General features: G+C 41.6%; 17 protein-coding genes. 4 read left to right on the forward strand and 13 right to left on the reverse strand.

The annotated features are described in order from the left end of the window. Window positions 1-27 precede the first annotated feature (27 nt). Both gndA and ACP7A0_RS04620 read right to left on the reverse strand, forming a co-directional pair. Window positions 28-1,437: an NADP-dependent phosphogluconate dehydrogenase gene (gene gndA / locus ACP7A0_RS04615; RefSeq protein ID WP_060596800.1), complete on the reverse strand. Its 1,410-nt coding sequence runs from the start codon at window positions 1,435-1,437 to the stop codon at window positions 28-30. 98 nt (window positions 1,438-1,535) lie between these two features. Further along, the gene (locus tag ACP7A0_RS04620) at window positions 1,536-2,792 is read right to left on the reverse strand and encodes a DNA polymerase IV (RefSeq protein WP_060596801.1); all 1,257 of its coding nucleotides are present in this window, start codon (window positions 2,790-2,792) and stop codon (window positions 1,536-1,538) included. A 106-nt stretch (window positions 2,793-2,898) separates the two neighbouring features. Here ACP7A0_RS04620 and ACP7A0_RS04625 point away from each other — a divergent pair, with 106 nt between their 5' ends. Both ACP7A0_RS04625 and ACP7A0_RS04630 read left to right on the forward strand, forming a co-directional pair. Continuing rightward, window positions 2,899-3,180 carry a hypothetical protein gene (locus ACP7A0_RS04625; RefSeq protein WP_003215677.1) on the forward strand — a complete coding sequence of 94 codons (282 nt, stop codon included), beginning with the start codon at window positions 2,899-2,901 and terminating at the stop codon, window positions 3,178-3,180. Between the two features lie 27 nt (window positions 3,181-3,207). Further along, window positions 3,208-4,026, forward strand: a complete 819-nt coding sequence (locus ACP7A0_RS04630) for a membrane protein insertase YidC (RefSeq protein ID WP_034661213.1) — start codon at window positions 3,208-3,210, stop codon at window positions 4,024-4,026. Window positions 4,027-4,062: 36 nt separating this feature from the next. On the opposite strand, the gene ACP7A0_RS04635 is transcribed toward ACP7A0_RS04630, so the two are convergent. The 4 genes from ACP7A0_RS04635 to mce are packed head-to-tail and all read right to left on the reverse strand — an operon-like array spanning window position 4,063 to window position 7,558. Further along, complete coding sequence (locus ACP7A0_RS04635; protein WP_034661215.1) at window positions 4,063-4,527, reverse strand: chemotaxis protein CheW; 465 nt, start codon at window positions 4,525-4,527, stop codon at window positions 4,063-4,065. A 14-nt stretch (window positions 4,528-4,541) separates the two neighbouring features. Then, window positions 4,542-5,663, reverse strand: a complete 1,122-nt coding sequence (locus tag ACP7A0_RS04640; protein ID WP_426004395.1) for a M20/M25/M40 family metallo-hydrolase — start codon at window positions 5,661-5,663, stop codon at window positions 4,542-4,544. A gap of 16 nt (window positions 5,664-5,679) precedes the next feature. Beyond that, window positions 5,680-7,149 carry an acyl-CoA carboxylase subunit beta gene (locus ACP7A0_RS04645; RefSeq protein ID WP_426004397.1) on the reverse strand — a complete coding sequence of 490 codons (1,470 nt, stop codon included), beginning with the start codon at window positions 7,147-7,149 and terminating at the stop codon, window positions 5,680-5,682. Next, window positions 7,136-7,558: a methylmalonyl-CoA epimerase gene (gene mce / locus ACP7A0_RS04650; protein ID WP_034661218.1), complete on the reverse strand. Its 423-nt coding sequence runs from the start codon at window positions 7,556-7,558 to the stop codon at window positions 7,136-7,138. Before mce ends, ACP7A0_RS04645 begins: the two co-directional genes overlap by 14 nt. Window positions 7,559-7,660: 102 nt before the next feature. Here mce and prli42 point away from each other — a divergent pair, with 102 nt between their 5' ends. Beyond that, window positions 7,661-7,753 carry a stressosome-associated protein Prli42 gene (gene prli42, locus ACP7A0_RS04655; protein ID WP_149865350.1) on the forward strand — a complete coding sequence of 31 codons (93 nt, stop codon included), beginning with the start codon at window positions 7,661-7,663 and terminating at the stop codon, window positions 7,751-7,753. Window positions 7,754-7,791: 38 nt separating this feature from the next. Here the strand turns inward: prli42 and ACP7A0_RS04660 are convergent, their stop codons facing one another. From ACP7A0_RS04660 to ACP7A0_RS04685, 6 genes are all read right to left on the reverse strand, one after another. Beyond that, complete coding sequence (locus ACP7A0_RS04660) at window positions 7,792-8,301, reverse strand: L,D-transpeptidase (RefSeq protein ID WP_034661220.1); 510 nt, start codon at window positions 8,299-8,301, stop codon at window positions 7,792-7,794. Between the two features lie 53 nt (window positions 8,302-8,354). After that, the gene (locus tag ACP7A0_RS04665) at window positions 8,355-9,308 is read right to left on the reverse strand and encodes an aromatic acid exporter family protein (RefSeq protein WP_034661221.1); all 954 of its coding nucleotides are present in this window, start codon (window positions 9,306-9,308) and stop codon (window positions 8,355-8,357) included. A 120-nt stretch (window positions 9,309-9,428) separates the two neighbouring features. After that, window positions 9,429-10,151, reverse strand: coding sequence for an amino acid ABC transporter ATP-binding protein (locus ACP7A0_RS04670; RefSeq protein ID WP_034661222.1), 723 nt, complete (start codon window positions 10,149-10,151; stop codon window positions 9,429-9,431). Further along, the gene (locus ACP7A0_RS04675; protein WP_003215691.1) at window positions 10,144-10,800 is read right to left on the reverse strand and encodes an amino acid ABC transporter permease; all 657 of its coding nucleotides are present in this window, start codon (window positions 10,798-10,800) and stop codon (window positions 10,144-10,146) included. The genes ACP7A0_RS04670 and ACP7A0_RS04675 overlap by 8 nt, the downstream gene beginning before the upstream one ends. A gap of 126 nt (window positions 10,801-10,926) precedes the next feature. Continuing rightward, window positions 10,927-11,691, reverse strand: a complete 765-nt coding sequence (locus tag ACP7A0_RS04680) for a transporter substrate-binding domain-containing protein (protein WP_375565882.1) — start codon at window positions 11,689-11,691, stop codon at window positions 10,927-10,929. A gap of 195 nt (window positions 11,692-11,886) precedes the next feature. Beyond that, complete coding sequence (locus ACP7A0_RS04685) at window positions 11,887-12,324, reverse strand: BrxA/BrxB family bacilliredoxin (RefSeq protein ID WP_034661224.1); 438 nt, start codon at window positions 12,322-12,324, stop codon at window positions 11,887-11,889. Between the two features lie 171 nt (window positions 12,325-12,495). Between ACP7A0_RS04685 and ACP7A0_RS04690 the strand changes: the two genes are divergently transcribed. After that, on the forward strand, window positions 12,496-13,389 hold the full coding sequence (locus ACP7A0_RS04690) for a YegS/Rv2252/BmrU family lipid kinase (protein ID WP_060596809.1): 894 nt from the start codon (window positions 12,496-12,498) through the stop codon (window positions 13,387-13,389). 15 nt (window positions 13,390-13,404) lie between these two features. Here ACP7A0_RS04690 and ACP7A0_RS04695 read toward each other — a convergent pair whose 3' ends face one another. Continuing rightward, window positions 13,405-13,698 (reverse strand): YesK family protein, encoded by a 294-nt coding sequence (locus ACP7A0_RS04695; RefSeq protein ID WP_034661226.1) that lies wholly within the window; start codon window positions 13,696-13,698, stop codon window positions 13,405-13,407. Between the last annotated feature and the right edge of the window lie 65 nt (window positions 13,699-13,763).

Raw genomic sequence — 13,763 nt, forward strand, 5'->3', positions numbered from 1 at the left:
ATGGTAAGGTTTTTCTGACGTTCTATTTTATTTCATCCATTCCGTATGGAAGACGCCTTCTTTATCTGTGCGCTCATACGTATGTGCACCGAAATAGTCACGCTGCGCTTGAATTAAGTTCGCTGGCAGGACAGCTGTGCGATAGCTATCAAAGTAAGCAAGTGCACTTGAGAATGAAGGAACAGGAACTCCTTGCTCCACTGCAAGTGAAATGACTTTACGAAGTGATGATTGATAGCTTTGAGCAATATCCTTAAAGTAAGGATCTAGCAATAGGTTTTTCAGTTCAGGGTTACGGTCATATGCTTCTTTAATTTGTTGTAAGAAGGCTGCACGAATGATACATCCACCGCGGAAGATCATCGCAATTTCACCGTATTTTAAATCCCAGTTATATTCATCAGATGCTGCTTTCATTTGCGCAAAACCTTGAGCATACGAGCAGATTTTACTCATGAATAGGGCTTTTCTAACAGCTTCGATCAGCTCTTGTTTATTCTCAGCTGATTGCGTTGGCTCAGGACCTTGAATTGATTGACTTGCTTCTACACGCTCATCTTTCATTGCTGAAATATAGCGCGCAAAAACAGACTCAGTAATGATTGGAAGCGGGACACCTAGATCAAGAGAACTTTGGCTCGTCCATTTTCCAGTTCCTTTTTGACCAGCTTTATCTAAGATGACATCCACAAGCGGCTGGTTTGTTTCTTCATCCACTTTTGTGAAAATATCCGCTGTAATTTCGATTAAATAGCTGTCAAGCTCGCCTTTATTCCACTCTGAGAATACTTCATGAAGCTCCTCTGCTGACAAGCCAGCCACATGCTTCAAGATAAAGTATGATTCAGAGATCAATTGCATGTCTCCGTACTCGATGCCGTTATGGACCATTTTGACATAATGTCCTGCTCCATCTGGGCCGATATACGTTGTACATGGCTCGCCATCTACTTTCGCAGAGATCGCTTCTAAAATTGGTTTCACTAGCTCATGCGCTTCTTTTTGACCGCCTGGCATGATAGATGGACCTTTTAGTGCACCTTCTTCACCGCCAGAAACACCTGTACCAATGAAGTGGATACCACTTTCCGCAAGCTCTTGATTACGTCTTTGCGTATCCTTGTAATATGTATTTCCACCATCAATTAAGATGTCACCTTTCTCTAGGTGAGGAAGTAATGATTGAATGGTTGCATCCGTTGCTGCACCAGCTTTTACCATTAAAAGAATTTTACGCGGTGTTTCAAGCGACTGAACAAATTCTTCAATGCTGTATGTGCCTACAACGTTTTTTCCTTTTGATTCTTCGAGAAACTCTTCCGTTTTGCTGCTAGATCTGTTATAAACGGACACGGAGAAACCGCGGCTTTCAATATTAAGGGCAAGGTTTTTCCCCATAACGGCTAGTCCAACCACACCGATTTGTTGTTTTGACATAATTCTGACGTCCCTTCTAACACACTATATTGATTACTGCTGAAATGATGTACCCTTTGAAATTACCACAACACCACCTCTTTTATCAAGTTTTCAGGCTAGTCATTTCCTTTTTCGTCCTGAAAAAAGTCTTTATTAAAACTTGTTCCGCTTGTTTTGCTCTCTTTTTCCTTGATGGTCATTCCTCTTTGAATGAGTGATTTGCCATATTTTTCTTTCAGCCCTTCTAAAACGGTTTGGAGAGGCTCTTCTTTTGCATCTTCTGTATAGGAAAATAAATCAAGCTGTTTAACAGCTGCTTTTCGTTCTACAAGGTCTGTCCCCGTCACACCCAAGAGCCTCACGGGCTGGTCATTCCAATGTTTAAGGAATAACTGCTTTGCTGCCTCAAATAAGTCTTCCTTTCGATCCGTTGGATTCGTGAGTGTGACACTTCGCGTGATATTTTTCCAGCTTGCGTACCGTATCATGATGAGAAGCCGATTTGCCATCACTTCTTTTCTCCTTAATCTTGCACTCACAGATTGTGACAGCTTATCAATTAACGTGACAAGTTCATCTGGATCGTCAGAATCATGAGGAAGGGTTGACGAATTACCGACGGATTTAAATTCGTATATCCTTTCTGGGTCCACGATACTGTCATGTTCACCATTCGCCTTTTGCTTTAATCTCGGTCCATTGATGCCCAGTAATTCCTTTAGCGTATACTCATTTGCTTTCGCTAAATCTTCAATGGTATGAATGCCAATCGTTTTCAATTTATCTGCCGTTTTCTGTCCAACTCCGTGCATGTCACAGGCTGGCAGCGGCCATAGCATTTTCGGAACATCTCGTTTACGTAAAATCGTGATGCCCATTGGTTTTTTCCAATTAGACGCCATTTTCGCTAAAAATTTATTCGGTGCAATGCCAATACTTGAAGGAAGCATGAGCTCCTCTACAAGCCTCGTTTGAATATCATGAGCCGTTTTCACCGCATGCTCAGCATATGGCGTATGCGTTAAATCAATATAGCCCTCGTCAATGGATACGGGTTCGACTAAATCGCTGTATTCTCTTAGTATCGTAAACATCTCTTGTGAGGAGCTGCGGTACCGGTCAAAGTTAGGTGTACGGACAATCAGCCCCGGACAAAGCCGCTTCGCTTCCCATAACGGCATCGGGGGCTTTACACCTAGTGCTCTTGCCTCGTAGCTGCACGTCACAACAATCCCTTTACGCTCTTTCGCATTTCCGCTAATGGCTAAAGGTTTCCCTCTCAAAGAAGGATCATACGCCATTTCGACAGATGCATAAAAACTATTCATATCAATATGAAAAATAATTCGACCCTTCCTTTGAGAATCACCCATTTGCCTGCCTCCTACATTTATTGACTCTTGTTACTTCATGTTTGTTCCAATAGACATTTCATATAGTGTATAGTACACTGTGAGTAATGAAATGGATGTGATAATCATGATTATTGATACATTCAATGAAGTCTTTTTCCTTGTTGAATTCTTTACGATTATTCTTCCAGCGCTGACGGCTATCGGCATTGCGTTTTTATTAAAAGACTGCCGTATGAACGAACACCTCGGTGGACATCGTTTGGAAGAGTTGGACGCATCTTTATTGAACCGAACAGACTTTCTGTTTATCATATATGATCGCATTACAACTTGGATTAGTAAAGTCATTCGAATGAAACGATCATCAAATGATGATGAAGACCATTCGCTTCCTCTCTCTAATTAATTTTTTAAAAAATGAGGAGGAAACGAATTGAAACGTTTATTGACGATTTGTACGACTTTATGTTTAATGATGATTGCCTCACCTGCTTTTGCAGCGAGTGGGCAAACGAATGCGAGCTCTGATGGGTTTTTCCATCATTATTTTGTCCAGCCTTTTTCGGAGCTGATCATTTGGCTTGCGAACTTCTTCCATGATGATTATGGTTTATCGATTATGTTCGTGACCTTGATCGTCCGCCTGCTGATTTTCCCTCTTTTTGCGAACCAATTTAAGAAACAAAGAGTCATGCAGGAGAAAATGGCACTGGTGAAGCCTCAAATTGACCAAATTCAAAGCAAATTGAAGAAAACGAAAGAACCTGAAAAACAAAAAGAACTACAAATGGAAATGATGAAAGTATACAAAGAGAACAATGTGAACCCGCTGGCAATGGGCTGTCTGCCTATGCTGATTCAAATTCCAATTGTTCTTGGCTTTTACTCAGCGATCCGCTCAACACCTGAGATCGCAACACATTCGTTCCTATGGTTTAACTTAGGACAAACCGATCTATTGGTCGCGATCTTTGCAGGCGCCATGTATTTCTTGCAATTTTATGTTACGCAAAGATTTGCGAAGCAATCAGGCACCCAGACAGAAGCTGCGCTGAAGCAAGCCAAAGTCATGGGCATGATTTTCCCAATCATGATGCTGTTTATTTCAATCAATGCACCCGCTGCCCTTCCTTTATACTGGATGACAAGCGGATTACTACTCACAATCCAAACAATTATTTTGAATGTCATGTACCAAAAATCAAAATCGAAAGCTGAGGCAAACGACCAAGCTAGCCCAGCTGCTGAATAAAAATAATCCCCTTATCATCAGATAGGGGGATTTTCTTTATGCCAACTCTTCTTTTAACCGCTCTGGCAGTTGATCGAGGTCATCAATTCTCCCAAGGAACTTATTAGGGTCCACTTGTAAAATCATCTTGTTCTCTCTCTCCACAACGCCGAAGAAATATTCGGAGGCTTTCGTGTTCATATGAAATGGCTTGATCTCGCTTAGCTCGATATCGATAATATCTTTTGCATCTGAGACAAGACAGCCAATCATTTGATCGTTTAATTCAAATAGCAACACCTTGGACTGTTCGTTCACATCAAGAGGCTTTCCGTGAAGCATCACGCCTGTGTCACTGACAGGGATGACTTCTCCTCTTAATGACATCAGTCCTTTAATTTCTTTTGGAAGGTTCGATACTTCTTGTAAATAAGGGACCTTCTCAATCGAACGAATATGCTCTACACTGATGCCAAAATCCTCTTGCCCCACTTGGAAAATAATGATCTTTTGCGTGCTCACAGAGTCTCCTGCCTTTACGATAGATTTGTCGTTTCTTCGATAATGGCGAGAACCATTTCAGCTGTTTTGACTAATTCTTCAATCGGCATTTTCTCATTTTTCGTATGAATATCTTCATATCCAACAGCTAGGTTGACAGTTGGGACGCCGTTTCCTGCAATGACGTTTGCATCACTGCCTCCGCCGCTCGTCTGTAGTTCTGATGGACGGCCAATTTTCGCAGCCGCTTTTTTCGCCACTTCTACGACTTGATCGCCGTGAGAGAATTTGAAGCCTGGATACATGATGTCAATTTGTACATCGGCACTTCCGCCCATTTCTTTAGCGGTTTTTTCAAAGGCTTCTTTCATCTTCGCTACTTGTGCTTCCATTTTTGCAGGTTCTAAAGAGCGTGCTTCAGCAAGGATATCGACTTGATCGCACACAATATTCGTTTGCGTTCCACCTTCAAAACGCCCGATATTCGCCGTTGTTTCTTCATCAATTCGGCCAAGCGGCATGCTGGCAATGGCTTTTGATGCAATGGTAATCGCAGACACGCCTTTTTCAGGTGCCACACCTGCGTGAGCTGTTTTTCCGTAAATGGTTGCGCGTACTTTCGCCTGTGTTGGCGCAGCTACGATAATTGTCCCGACCTTGCCATCTGAATCAAGGGCATAGCCGTATGCTGCTGTCATCAATTTTAGATCTAACGCTTTTGCTCCAACAAGTCCTGATTCCTCACCTGCTGTGATGACAAATTCAATCGTTCCATGCGGTAAATTCTTCTCTTTCAGCACGCGGATGGCTTCAAACATAGCCGCAAGCCCTGTTTTATCGTCAGCACCAAGAATGGTTGTTCCATCTGTCTTCACATAGCCGTCTTCAATGACTGGTTTTACGCCATTGCCGGGAACAACTGTGTCCATATGAGAAGTGAAATAGATAGTATCAGCCTCTTGATTGCCTTCCAGTGTACAGATGAGGTTGCCTGCACCGTGGCCAGTTTTCGCTTTTGAGTCGTCTTCCACCACTTTAAGACCAAGCTGCGAGAATTTTTCTTTTAAGACTTCCACAATTTTCTCTTCGTGTTTTGTTTCCGAATCGATCTGAACTAGTTCTAAAAATTCGTCTAGTAAACGTTTTTCATTGATCATGATGATGCTCCTCCTCTTATAGCGGCATGTTGCCATGCTTTTTTAACGGTCTATCTTCTTCCTTCCTGCGAAGCAAATCAAATGAGCGAATCAATCGCTCTCTCGTTTCAGCCGGCATGATAATATCGTCTATCAGCCCTGCCTGAGCCGCTTTTAATACACTTGGCTCCGTCTCAACCTCGCGCGAAGCTGGATGAACGATTTCGTCTGCGAACGTTTTCCCCATGACATCAATTTCTGCCGCTGGCCATGCATAAACAAAGTCAGCGCCTAAGCCCTTGCTATTCATCGCGACATATGCACCGCCAAACGCCTTTCTTAAAATCACCGTGATTTTTGGAACGGTCGCTTCAGCGTACGCATATAAAAGCTTTGCGCCGTGACGGATAATTCCCGCATGCTCGGCTTTCTCCCCTGGTAAAAAACCAGGGACGTCGACAAGCGTTAAGATCGGAATATGAAACGCATCGCAAAATCGAATAAACCTGGCCGCTTTATCGGCAGCGTCAAGGTCAAGGCTTCCTGCCAGCACCTTTGGCTGATTGGCAACTACGCCAATTGGAGCCCCTTGTAATCTGGCAAACCCTGTGACGATATTTTTTGAGAAACAAGGCTGGGTCTCAAAGAATGAGCCTGGATCGATGATCGCTGTCACCACTTGTTTGACATCATAGGTGCGTGATGGATCCTTTGGCAAGATTTTGCCTGGATCAACGGCGTCATGCTTTTGCACTTCAGTGTGCATGTCAGGCTGTTTAGTCGTTGGTATGTACGTTAAAAGTGTTCGAACCGCCTTTAACACGTCCTGCTCATCTTTCCCAGTATAGTGCACATTCCCGCTTGTCTGATGCTGAACACTTGCACCGCCAAGACGGTCAGGACAGACCGTTTCTCCTGTTGCCTTTTCTATTACTTTCGGACCTGTTAAAAACATATGAGCTGTTTGTTCTGTCATGAAGACAAAATCAGTCAAAGCAGGAGAATAGACTGCACCTCCAGCACATGAGCCTAAAATAACGGATATTTGCGGGATTTGACCAGAGTACAGCACATTCCGTTTAAAAATCTGTCCGTATCCTTCTAATGATACCACACCCTCTTGAATTCTCGCACCACCTGAGTCTTTTAGACCGATGACCGGCATCTGATTTTTAGCAGCGAGATCCATTAGTGAAGCAATTTTTTTGGCATGTATCTCGCCTAAAGAGCCCCCATGCACTGTTGCATCTTGTGCATAAACACATACTGGCTTTCCATGAATAAGTCCCGTTCCAATGACGACGCCATCACCGACATGCTCTGACATGCGGCCTGTTGCAAACCTCTGAATTTCCATGAAACTGCCCCCGTCAAGAAGTTCATGCAGCCGCTGGCGAACCGATAGCTTTCCTTTGTTTCTGTGCGCGGCTGCTCGTTTTTCACCGCCGCCCATTAATGCTTTTTCCCGCCATTTAGACAAGTCATTGAACGATTCATTCATTGCCATGTTTTTCTCCTTTCAAGGGCTCGCACAATTCGAATAACACACCAGACGTTTCTTTAGGTGAAATAAATGCAATCTGCTTGCCGCTTGCGCCCTTCTGTGCTGATTTTTGGAGAAGCTGCACGCCAAGGTGATCAAGATGGTTAAGATCTGCATGAATGTCACCTGACTTTAACGCAATATGATGGAGCCCCTCTCCTCTTTTTGTTAAAAAGGTATGTAGTTTACTGCTGTCTGACATTGGTTCAATTAATTCAATGTGCACATGATCAAGTGAAGCGAAGGACGCTTTAATCTCCTGCTCAGGAACCTCTTGTATGTCTGAAAAATGCCAGTTAAACAGCTGATGAAGGAGTTGAGATGTTTGTTTAATAGAAAAGACCGCAATGGCAATATGATCGATTTGATTCATCCGTTCACTTCCTTTGTTGATCACTTGTCGCATTTGAAAAAACCAGCTAGAATAAAGAAAGGTGCGTTCGTCGCAAAAAATCTTCGGTTATAGGGGTGCGATATGTCTCAGAAATTTATGAAATTCATGGTATTGCTCATGATTAGCCTGCTGTTAATTTCTTCACTTTTAGCAGGAGCAGCAACCTTTTTATAAGGTTTCAATAAAAGCAGACAAGCAGGTGATTCGTTCAATCAACGAATGGCCTGTTTGTCTTTGGCAAGCTTTTCAAATGAATCGCTTGATGTTGTAATCCATACTTTTGTTCCAATCGGAAGCTGGTCAAATAGAAGCTCTACATCTTGATTATGAAGTCTCACACAGCCTGCCGTGATAAATTTCCCAATCGATGTTTCGTCACTCGTCCCATGAATTCCGTACGTTCTGCCATCTGTTCCTCGTGCATCAAATCCAATCCACCTTCGGCCAAGAGGGTTATTCTTCGCACCGCCTTCAATATTCTTTTTTCTGTAATAGGGATCTTTCGCTTTGATCATAATGGTAAATTCCCCTTCTGGTGTTAAATCGGCTGTTTTCCCTGTAGAAGCAGGATATATTTTTTGGATTTGTCCTTGATCAATATAGGCAAGTTCATTTGTTTGTTTATTAATAATGACATACGGGTCTCCTGGAAGCGGGTTTTGTCCGAGCGGCCAGATAGGTGAAAGGGACATGGTCAATACGGTATAAAATAAAAGACGCATAGGCTCCTCCTTTTTTCATTAGATTGACCAATGAAGGAGGAACTCATGCGTCTCTATTCTTTCATCCCTTTAAAATAGCTTTTCAGTACCAAATATTGTTCCATTTCCCCTAGGAAATGAAAAAGTGCAGCTCTTGCCTCAAACTCTTCTCGTGTTTGCGGCAGCGGAAGCTTATCGAACTCTTCTTTCATATCAATGAGACGTCTTAAAAACTTATGCGCCGTGTTCCCTGGGTGAATATGTTCGCGTAAGTCTCTGACGTATTCGGCAATCATTTGCCCATGCTCTGTTGTGATGGAAATGGACGTGATTTTCGGAAGCACACGCTCAATGATTTCGAATTGCTTTTGCCTCATATTAAAATAATGATAATACAGGTTTTCATGTCTTAGGACATGGTTTTCAACATCACGATATGCGAGAGCTTTCGCTTCTTTGATCAATTGATGTGTCTCTGGTATTTCTTTTCCTGTCCAGTCTTGTTTCCCTGTCATTAAGTATTGCTCGATTTCCTCAAAGATTTTTGCAAAGTTGGCTTCAATCTGTTCGCTGTAGCGTTTGAGCTTTTTATCGACACTTGGCATATACAAGTTCATGATAAGTGCTACGCCAACACCAATTGTTATCAGCAGTAGCTCATTCCAGATGAGGTGAAGGGTAATCCCGCCGGACATGTATAAATGGAGAATGATGACTGAACTTGTGACAATCCCTTCTTTAATGCGGAGCAAAACGGTTGTCGGAATAAAGACAAGCAGCATCAGACCAATCACAAAAGGATGATACCCAATCAGATCGAAAAATAGATAAGAAAATAAAATGGCAAGACTGCAAGCTGCAAAGCGGGCGCCTGATGCGAGGAGCGACCGTTTCTTCGTCACCTGAATACACAGGATCGTAATAATCCCGGCAGCGGAATAATTTTGAAGTCCGAGCAGTTGTGCAATATAAATGGCGATCGCTGTTCCTAGTGCTGTTTTCAGCGTTCGGTAGCCGATTTTAAACATGATGTGATTCACTCTTTTCTGTCTTGTTTCCATTCACTTTTGTGAAATGATGAACTTTTTTTACTTTCCCCATTATAATCAAAAAAAGAAGGAGATGTTAAGTCGCCTTCTCTTTTTTCTTTATAATATTTTTTGTAAGAAGTCTTGCGCGCGCTGTGACGACGGCGATTCAAAGAATTGCACAGGGTTTGCATCCTCTACAATTTTCCCATCATCCATAAAGATCACGCGGTCAGCCACTTCTTTTGCAAAGCCCATTTCATGTGTGACGATCACAAGTGTCATTCCAGATTGAGCAAGCTCTTTCATGACCTCTAGGACTTCCTTGACCATTTCTGGATCTAGTGCAGAAGTTGGTTCGTCAAACAGCATGATGTCTGGAGTCATCGCAAGCGCACGTGCAATTGCCACACGCTGCTTTTGACCGCCTGACAAACGGTTCGGAAAATCATCTTTTTTCTCTAAAAGCCCTACCTTTTTCAGCAGATCTTCAGCTTGTTTGATGCTGTCTTCCTTCGATTGATTCTTCACATTCATTGGCGCATACGTGATATTTTCCAGCACGGTTTTATGCGGGAACAGGTGGAAATGCTGAAACACCATTCCGATGTTCTCACGCACTTTGAGTGCATTGGTTTTTGGGTTTGTGATTTCAGTATCCTGAATTGTAATGACACCAGAAGTCGGCTTTTCAAGCAAGTTGATGCAGCGAAGAAACGTCGATTTTCCTGAACCAGATGGTCCAATGACTGCCACAACTTCCCCTTCTTTAATGGTGGTGTCGATCCCTTTTAATACTTCATTTTTGCCAAAAGATTTTGTGAGTTTCTCTATGTTAATCATTTGATTTTAACTTCCTTTCCACCGATTTGCCGACAAAGGTGAGAACAAGCACGATGACATAATAGATGAGACCTGCAAAAATAAGCGGTTCAAGATAATTATACGTGACGGCACCTGCTTGGTAAGCTCGTCTCATGACATCTCCCAGTCCAATGACTGTCACAATAGCTGATTCTTTTGTCAGTGTAATCGTTTCGTTCACAAGTGCAGGTGAAATATTTTTAAATGCCTGCGGAAGCAATAAGTCCTTCATCATTTTAGCATAAGGGATGCCTAAAGCAACGGCTGCTTCTTTTTGACCTTTATCAATAGCATTAATACCAGCACGAATAATTTCAGATACGTATGCCGCAGAGTTTAGTGAAAATGCGGCTACAGCAGCCCAGTATTGATCGATTTGAAACCCGAGAAGCTGAGGCAGACCAAAATAAATAATGAGCAATTGAAGCACAAGCGGTGTGCCTCGGAAGATGGATGTATAAAAATCTGCAAGCCAAATGAGCGGCTTAAATACACTAATTTTGCAAAGCGTTAATAAAATCCCTAAGATAAATCCAAGAAAAAGTGATACCACAACAATAGAAAGTGTGACCTTAAGCCCTTCTAAAATAAAGGGCATCTGAGGTATTACATCTTTAAAATCTAACATGACAGTCTCCTTTTTTATGCCTTCATACGAAATCAAAAAATAAAACAGGAAAAAAGTTCAACATAAGTTGAACTTTTCAGCGCTTTCTACTGAATTTTCATGAATGACGCTGATCCTTTTCCTGACTTATTTTTCATCACCAAACCATTTTTTAATTAATTTATCAAGTTCGCCATTGTCTTGCATTTCTTTTAATGATTGATTAAATTTAGCTGTTAAGTCGCTATTTTTCTTGAATGCAATGGCTGAACCTTCGTTTGAACTATTCAATCCAAATGCTTGGAAGTCTTTTTCTTTTTTCAAATAACCAGCAGCTACTTTATCTTCAATAATGGCTGCATCAAAACGACCTGCTTTGATTTCTTGAATGATATCAGAGATTTTATTACGGTCTTCCACTTTTAAGTTATATTTCTTTTGCAAACCGTTTGCTTCATCCTGCTGGATTGAACCTAATTGAACGCCGACTGTTTTATCTTTTAAGTCTTTCTCTGTTTTCATTCCGCTAGATTTCTTTGAGACAACTAAGTTTTTAGCATTGTAATAAAGATCAGAGAAATCTAATTGTTTTTTTCGTTTTTCTGTAGGGGTCATGCCTGCAAGGACGATATCAGCTTTATTTGTTTTAAGCGCTGATACAAGGCTTGCAAAATCCATATCTTGAATTTCTAGCTTGTAGCCGTTCTTTTTCGCTAGTGCTGTTGCAAGATCGACATCAAAACCGACAATTTCATCTCCGTCTTTTGATTCAAATGGCGGATAATCTGCTGATGTCGCCATAACGAGTGTTTTGTCATCTCCTGATGCGTTTGAATTATTAGAAGAAGTTCCGCAAGCTGCGAGTGCAGCTGCAAGACCAGCTGTCATAAGTAATAATAACCACTTTTTCATAAGATAATGCCTCCCAGTATTTAAAATCATGTATTGTTTTGAATATTTATTCACTATAATGTATTTTAAACACTTTCTTTTTAAGATGCAATAGTATTTTGCTAAAATTATTTTGATTCAATGGTCTTATAAAACAAAAAGCAGACCGATCTAAAGACCGGACTGCTTTTTATTTCATCATTCAAACGTCACACATTAAATTTCTTCGCAATGCTCATCGAATGCAGCTTGAAGCTTTGACACGACTTCCATTGGCTCGTGTCCTTCAATTTCATGACGTTCGACCATTTTAATGATCTTTCCATCTTTTAATAATGCAAAGGATGGTGAAGATGGCGGGAAGCCTTCAAAGTATTCACGGGCTCTTGCTGTTGCCTCTTTGTCTTGTCCAGCAAACACTGTCAACAATTGATCTGGACGCTTATCGTAATGAACAGAATAGCCTGCAGCTGGTCTTGCAATACCGCCAGCACATCCGCATACTGAATTCACCATCACAAGTGCTGTGCCTTTTTTAGACAGTGCTTCATCTACCTCTTCAGATGATGTAAGCTCAGTATAGCCTGCCTGTTTGATCTCTTCTCTCGCTTGTTTCACAATATCATTCATAAATAAATTAAAATCAATATTCATTGTCCGTCCACTCCTTTAGCATGCCAAAACCATTTTAACAACATCATATCAAGGAAAACGCCTGCGGGCAAATGTGTTGTCTTTTCATCCCCCCACTTTTTCCGAACATCGTTTATGAGCTGTCAAATTGGGGAAAAGTGATGATAAAGAGATGAAAGGGAGAACTGCGTGATGGCACAATTCAAAAAAGCGATGCTCATTTATAATGGAAATGCTGGACAAAAAAACATGGAAAAAATTCTCGGTCAAACAGTACCTCTTCTTTCTCTACATATTGATGAACTCATTCTTAAACCAACAAAACAGCCAAATGATGCTTATCAATTCTGTCGTGCAATTGATGAGACGATAGAATTGCTGATCATATTAGGCGGAGATGGAACCGTGCATGAATGCATGAATGGCATCGGCGGTTTAGAAAAAAGGCCGGCTGTAGCGATATTACCAGGCGGGACATGCAATGACTTTTCTCGAACGCTTGGTATTCCGCAACAAATGCAAAAAGCCGCTCAAATAATTGTAGACGGCATAGAAAAGAAGGTCGACTTAATCAAAGCAGGAGATCGATACTTGTTAAACTTTTGGGGCATCGGGCTGATTGCAGACACATCCAACAATATTAATGACAAGGAAAAAGCTGTACTCGGCAAAATCAGCTACTTCACAAGTGCCCTGCGCACCTTGCAGCAAACAGATCCTTTTCACGTACGAATTGAAACAGAGGAGGAAAGCTGGGAAGAAGAAGCCGTCATCGTTCTTGTCATGAATGGACATTTCATCGGGACAAATAAAATTGATTTGCCCAATGCAGCAATTGATGATGGGAAAGCGGAAATCTTAATTTGCAGAAATACGAGCTTCTCTGCTCTAAAAGAAATCTTTTCTATGAACCGGGAAGAACTGGAGGATTTCACCGGGGACCTCTCCCTCATTCAAGCATCCAATATTCAGATCCACACAAAGGAGGAAATGGATGCTGATACAGATGGCGAAGTGTATATGACAGCCCCAACTTCTTTAGAAGCGTTAAAACAGCATTTGACCTTTATTGTTCCAGCAGAATAAAGAAAACGCCCGAGATCATTCTTTTTCGGGCGTTTTTTTGATATAGCGTCTGTATAAATATTCAAGTGCATAGCCAAGCAGCGTCCCAGCAAGAAGAGAAATTCCTAAGAGGCTATTTGCTGCTCCTTTAAATCCACCGACAATCAGCAAGCAATACACAATTTGAATCATTGAAACGATTGATATGATGAGTAGTAATCTTTCAGGATGATTGCGTGATTTAGAAATATATCGAAGAAAAGCGAACGCAATTGCTGTGATAAACATGAGCCCAACCGTTAAAAACGCAAAAAAGTCTAATCCAGACATATCACCGCTCCTTTCTCATTATGTAGAAATCCCCCTCTCCATATCGGGAGGGGGACATTCTTGTT

The sequence above is a fragment of the Bacillus sp. DWP3-1 genome (assembly GCF_049896565.1).
Classification (GTDB): Bacteria; Bacillota; Bacilli; order Bacillales; family Bacillaceae; genus Bacillus.

Bases quoted from the DNA above. Each gene is read 5' to 3' on its own strand.
- gndA (WP_060596800.1), bottom strand. From the start codon at position 1,437: ATGTCAAAACAACAAATCGGTGTGGTTGGACTAGCCGTTATGGGGAAA.
- ACP7A0_RS04620 (WP_060596801.1), bottom strand. From the start codon at position 2,792: ATGGGTGATTCTCAAAGGAAGGGTCGAATTATTTTTCATATTGATATG.
- ACP7A0_RS04625 (WP_003215677.1), top strand. From the start codon at position 2,899: ATGATTATTGATACATTCAATGAAGTCTTTTTCCTTGTTGAATTCTTT.
- ACP7A0_RS04640 (WP_426004395.1), bottom strand. From the start codon at position 5,663: ATGATCAATGAAAAACGTTTACTAGACGAATTTTTAGAACTAGTTCAG.
- ACP7A0_RS04645 (WP_426004397.1), bottom strand. From the start codon at position 7,149: ATGGCAATGAATGAATCGTTCAATGACTTGTCTAAATGGCGGGAAAAA.
- mce (WP_034661218.1), bottom strand. From the start codon at position 7,558: ATGAATCAAATCGATCATATTGCCATTGCGGTCTTTTCTATTAAACAA.
- prli42 (WP_149865350.1), top strand. From the start codon at position 7,661: ATGTCTCAGAAATTTATGAAATTCATGGTATTGCTCATGATTAGCCTG.
- ACP7A0_RS04660 (WP_034661220.1), bottom strand. From the start codon at position 8,301: ATGCGTCTTTTATTTTATACCGTATTGACCATGTCCCTTTCACCTATC.
- ACP7A0_RS04665 (WP_034661221.1), bottom strand. From the start codon at position 9,308: ATGTTTAAAATCGGCTACCGAACGCTGAAAACAGCACTAGGAACAGCG.
- ACP7A0_RS04670 (WP_034661222.1), bottom strand. From the start codon at position 10,151: ATGATTAACATAGAGAAACTCACAAAATCTTTTGGCAAAAATGAAGTA.
- ACP7A0_RS04675 (WP_003215691.1), bottom strand. From the start codon at position 10,800: ATGTTAGATTTTAAAGATGTAATACCTCAGATGCCCTTTATTTTAGAA.
- ACP7A0_RS04680 (WP_375565882.1), bottom strand. From the start codon at position 11,691: ATGAAAAAGTGGTTATTATTACTTATGACAGCTGGTCTTGCAGCTGCA.
- ACP7A0_RS04685 (WP_034661224.1), bottom strand. From the start codon at position 12,324: ATGAATATTGATTTTAATTTATTTATGAATGATATTGTGAAACAAGCG.
- ACP7A0_RS04690 (WP_060596809.1), top strand. From the start codon at position 12,496: ATGGCACAATTCAAAAAAGCGATGCTCATTTATAATGGAAATGCTGGA.
- ACP7A0_RS04695 (WP_034661226.1), bottom strand. From the start codon at position 13,698: ATGTCTGGATTAGACTTTTTTGCGTTTTTAACGGTTGGGCTCATGTTT.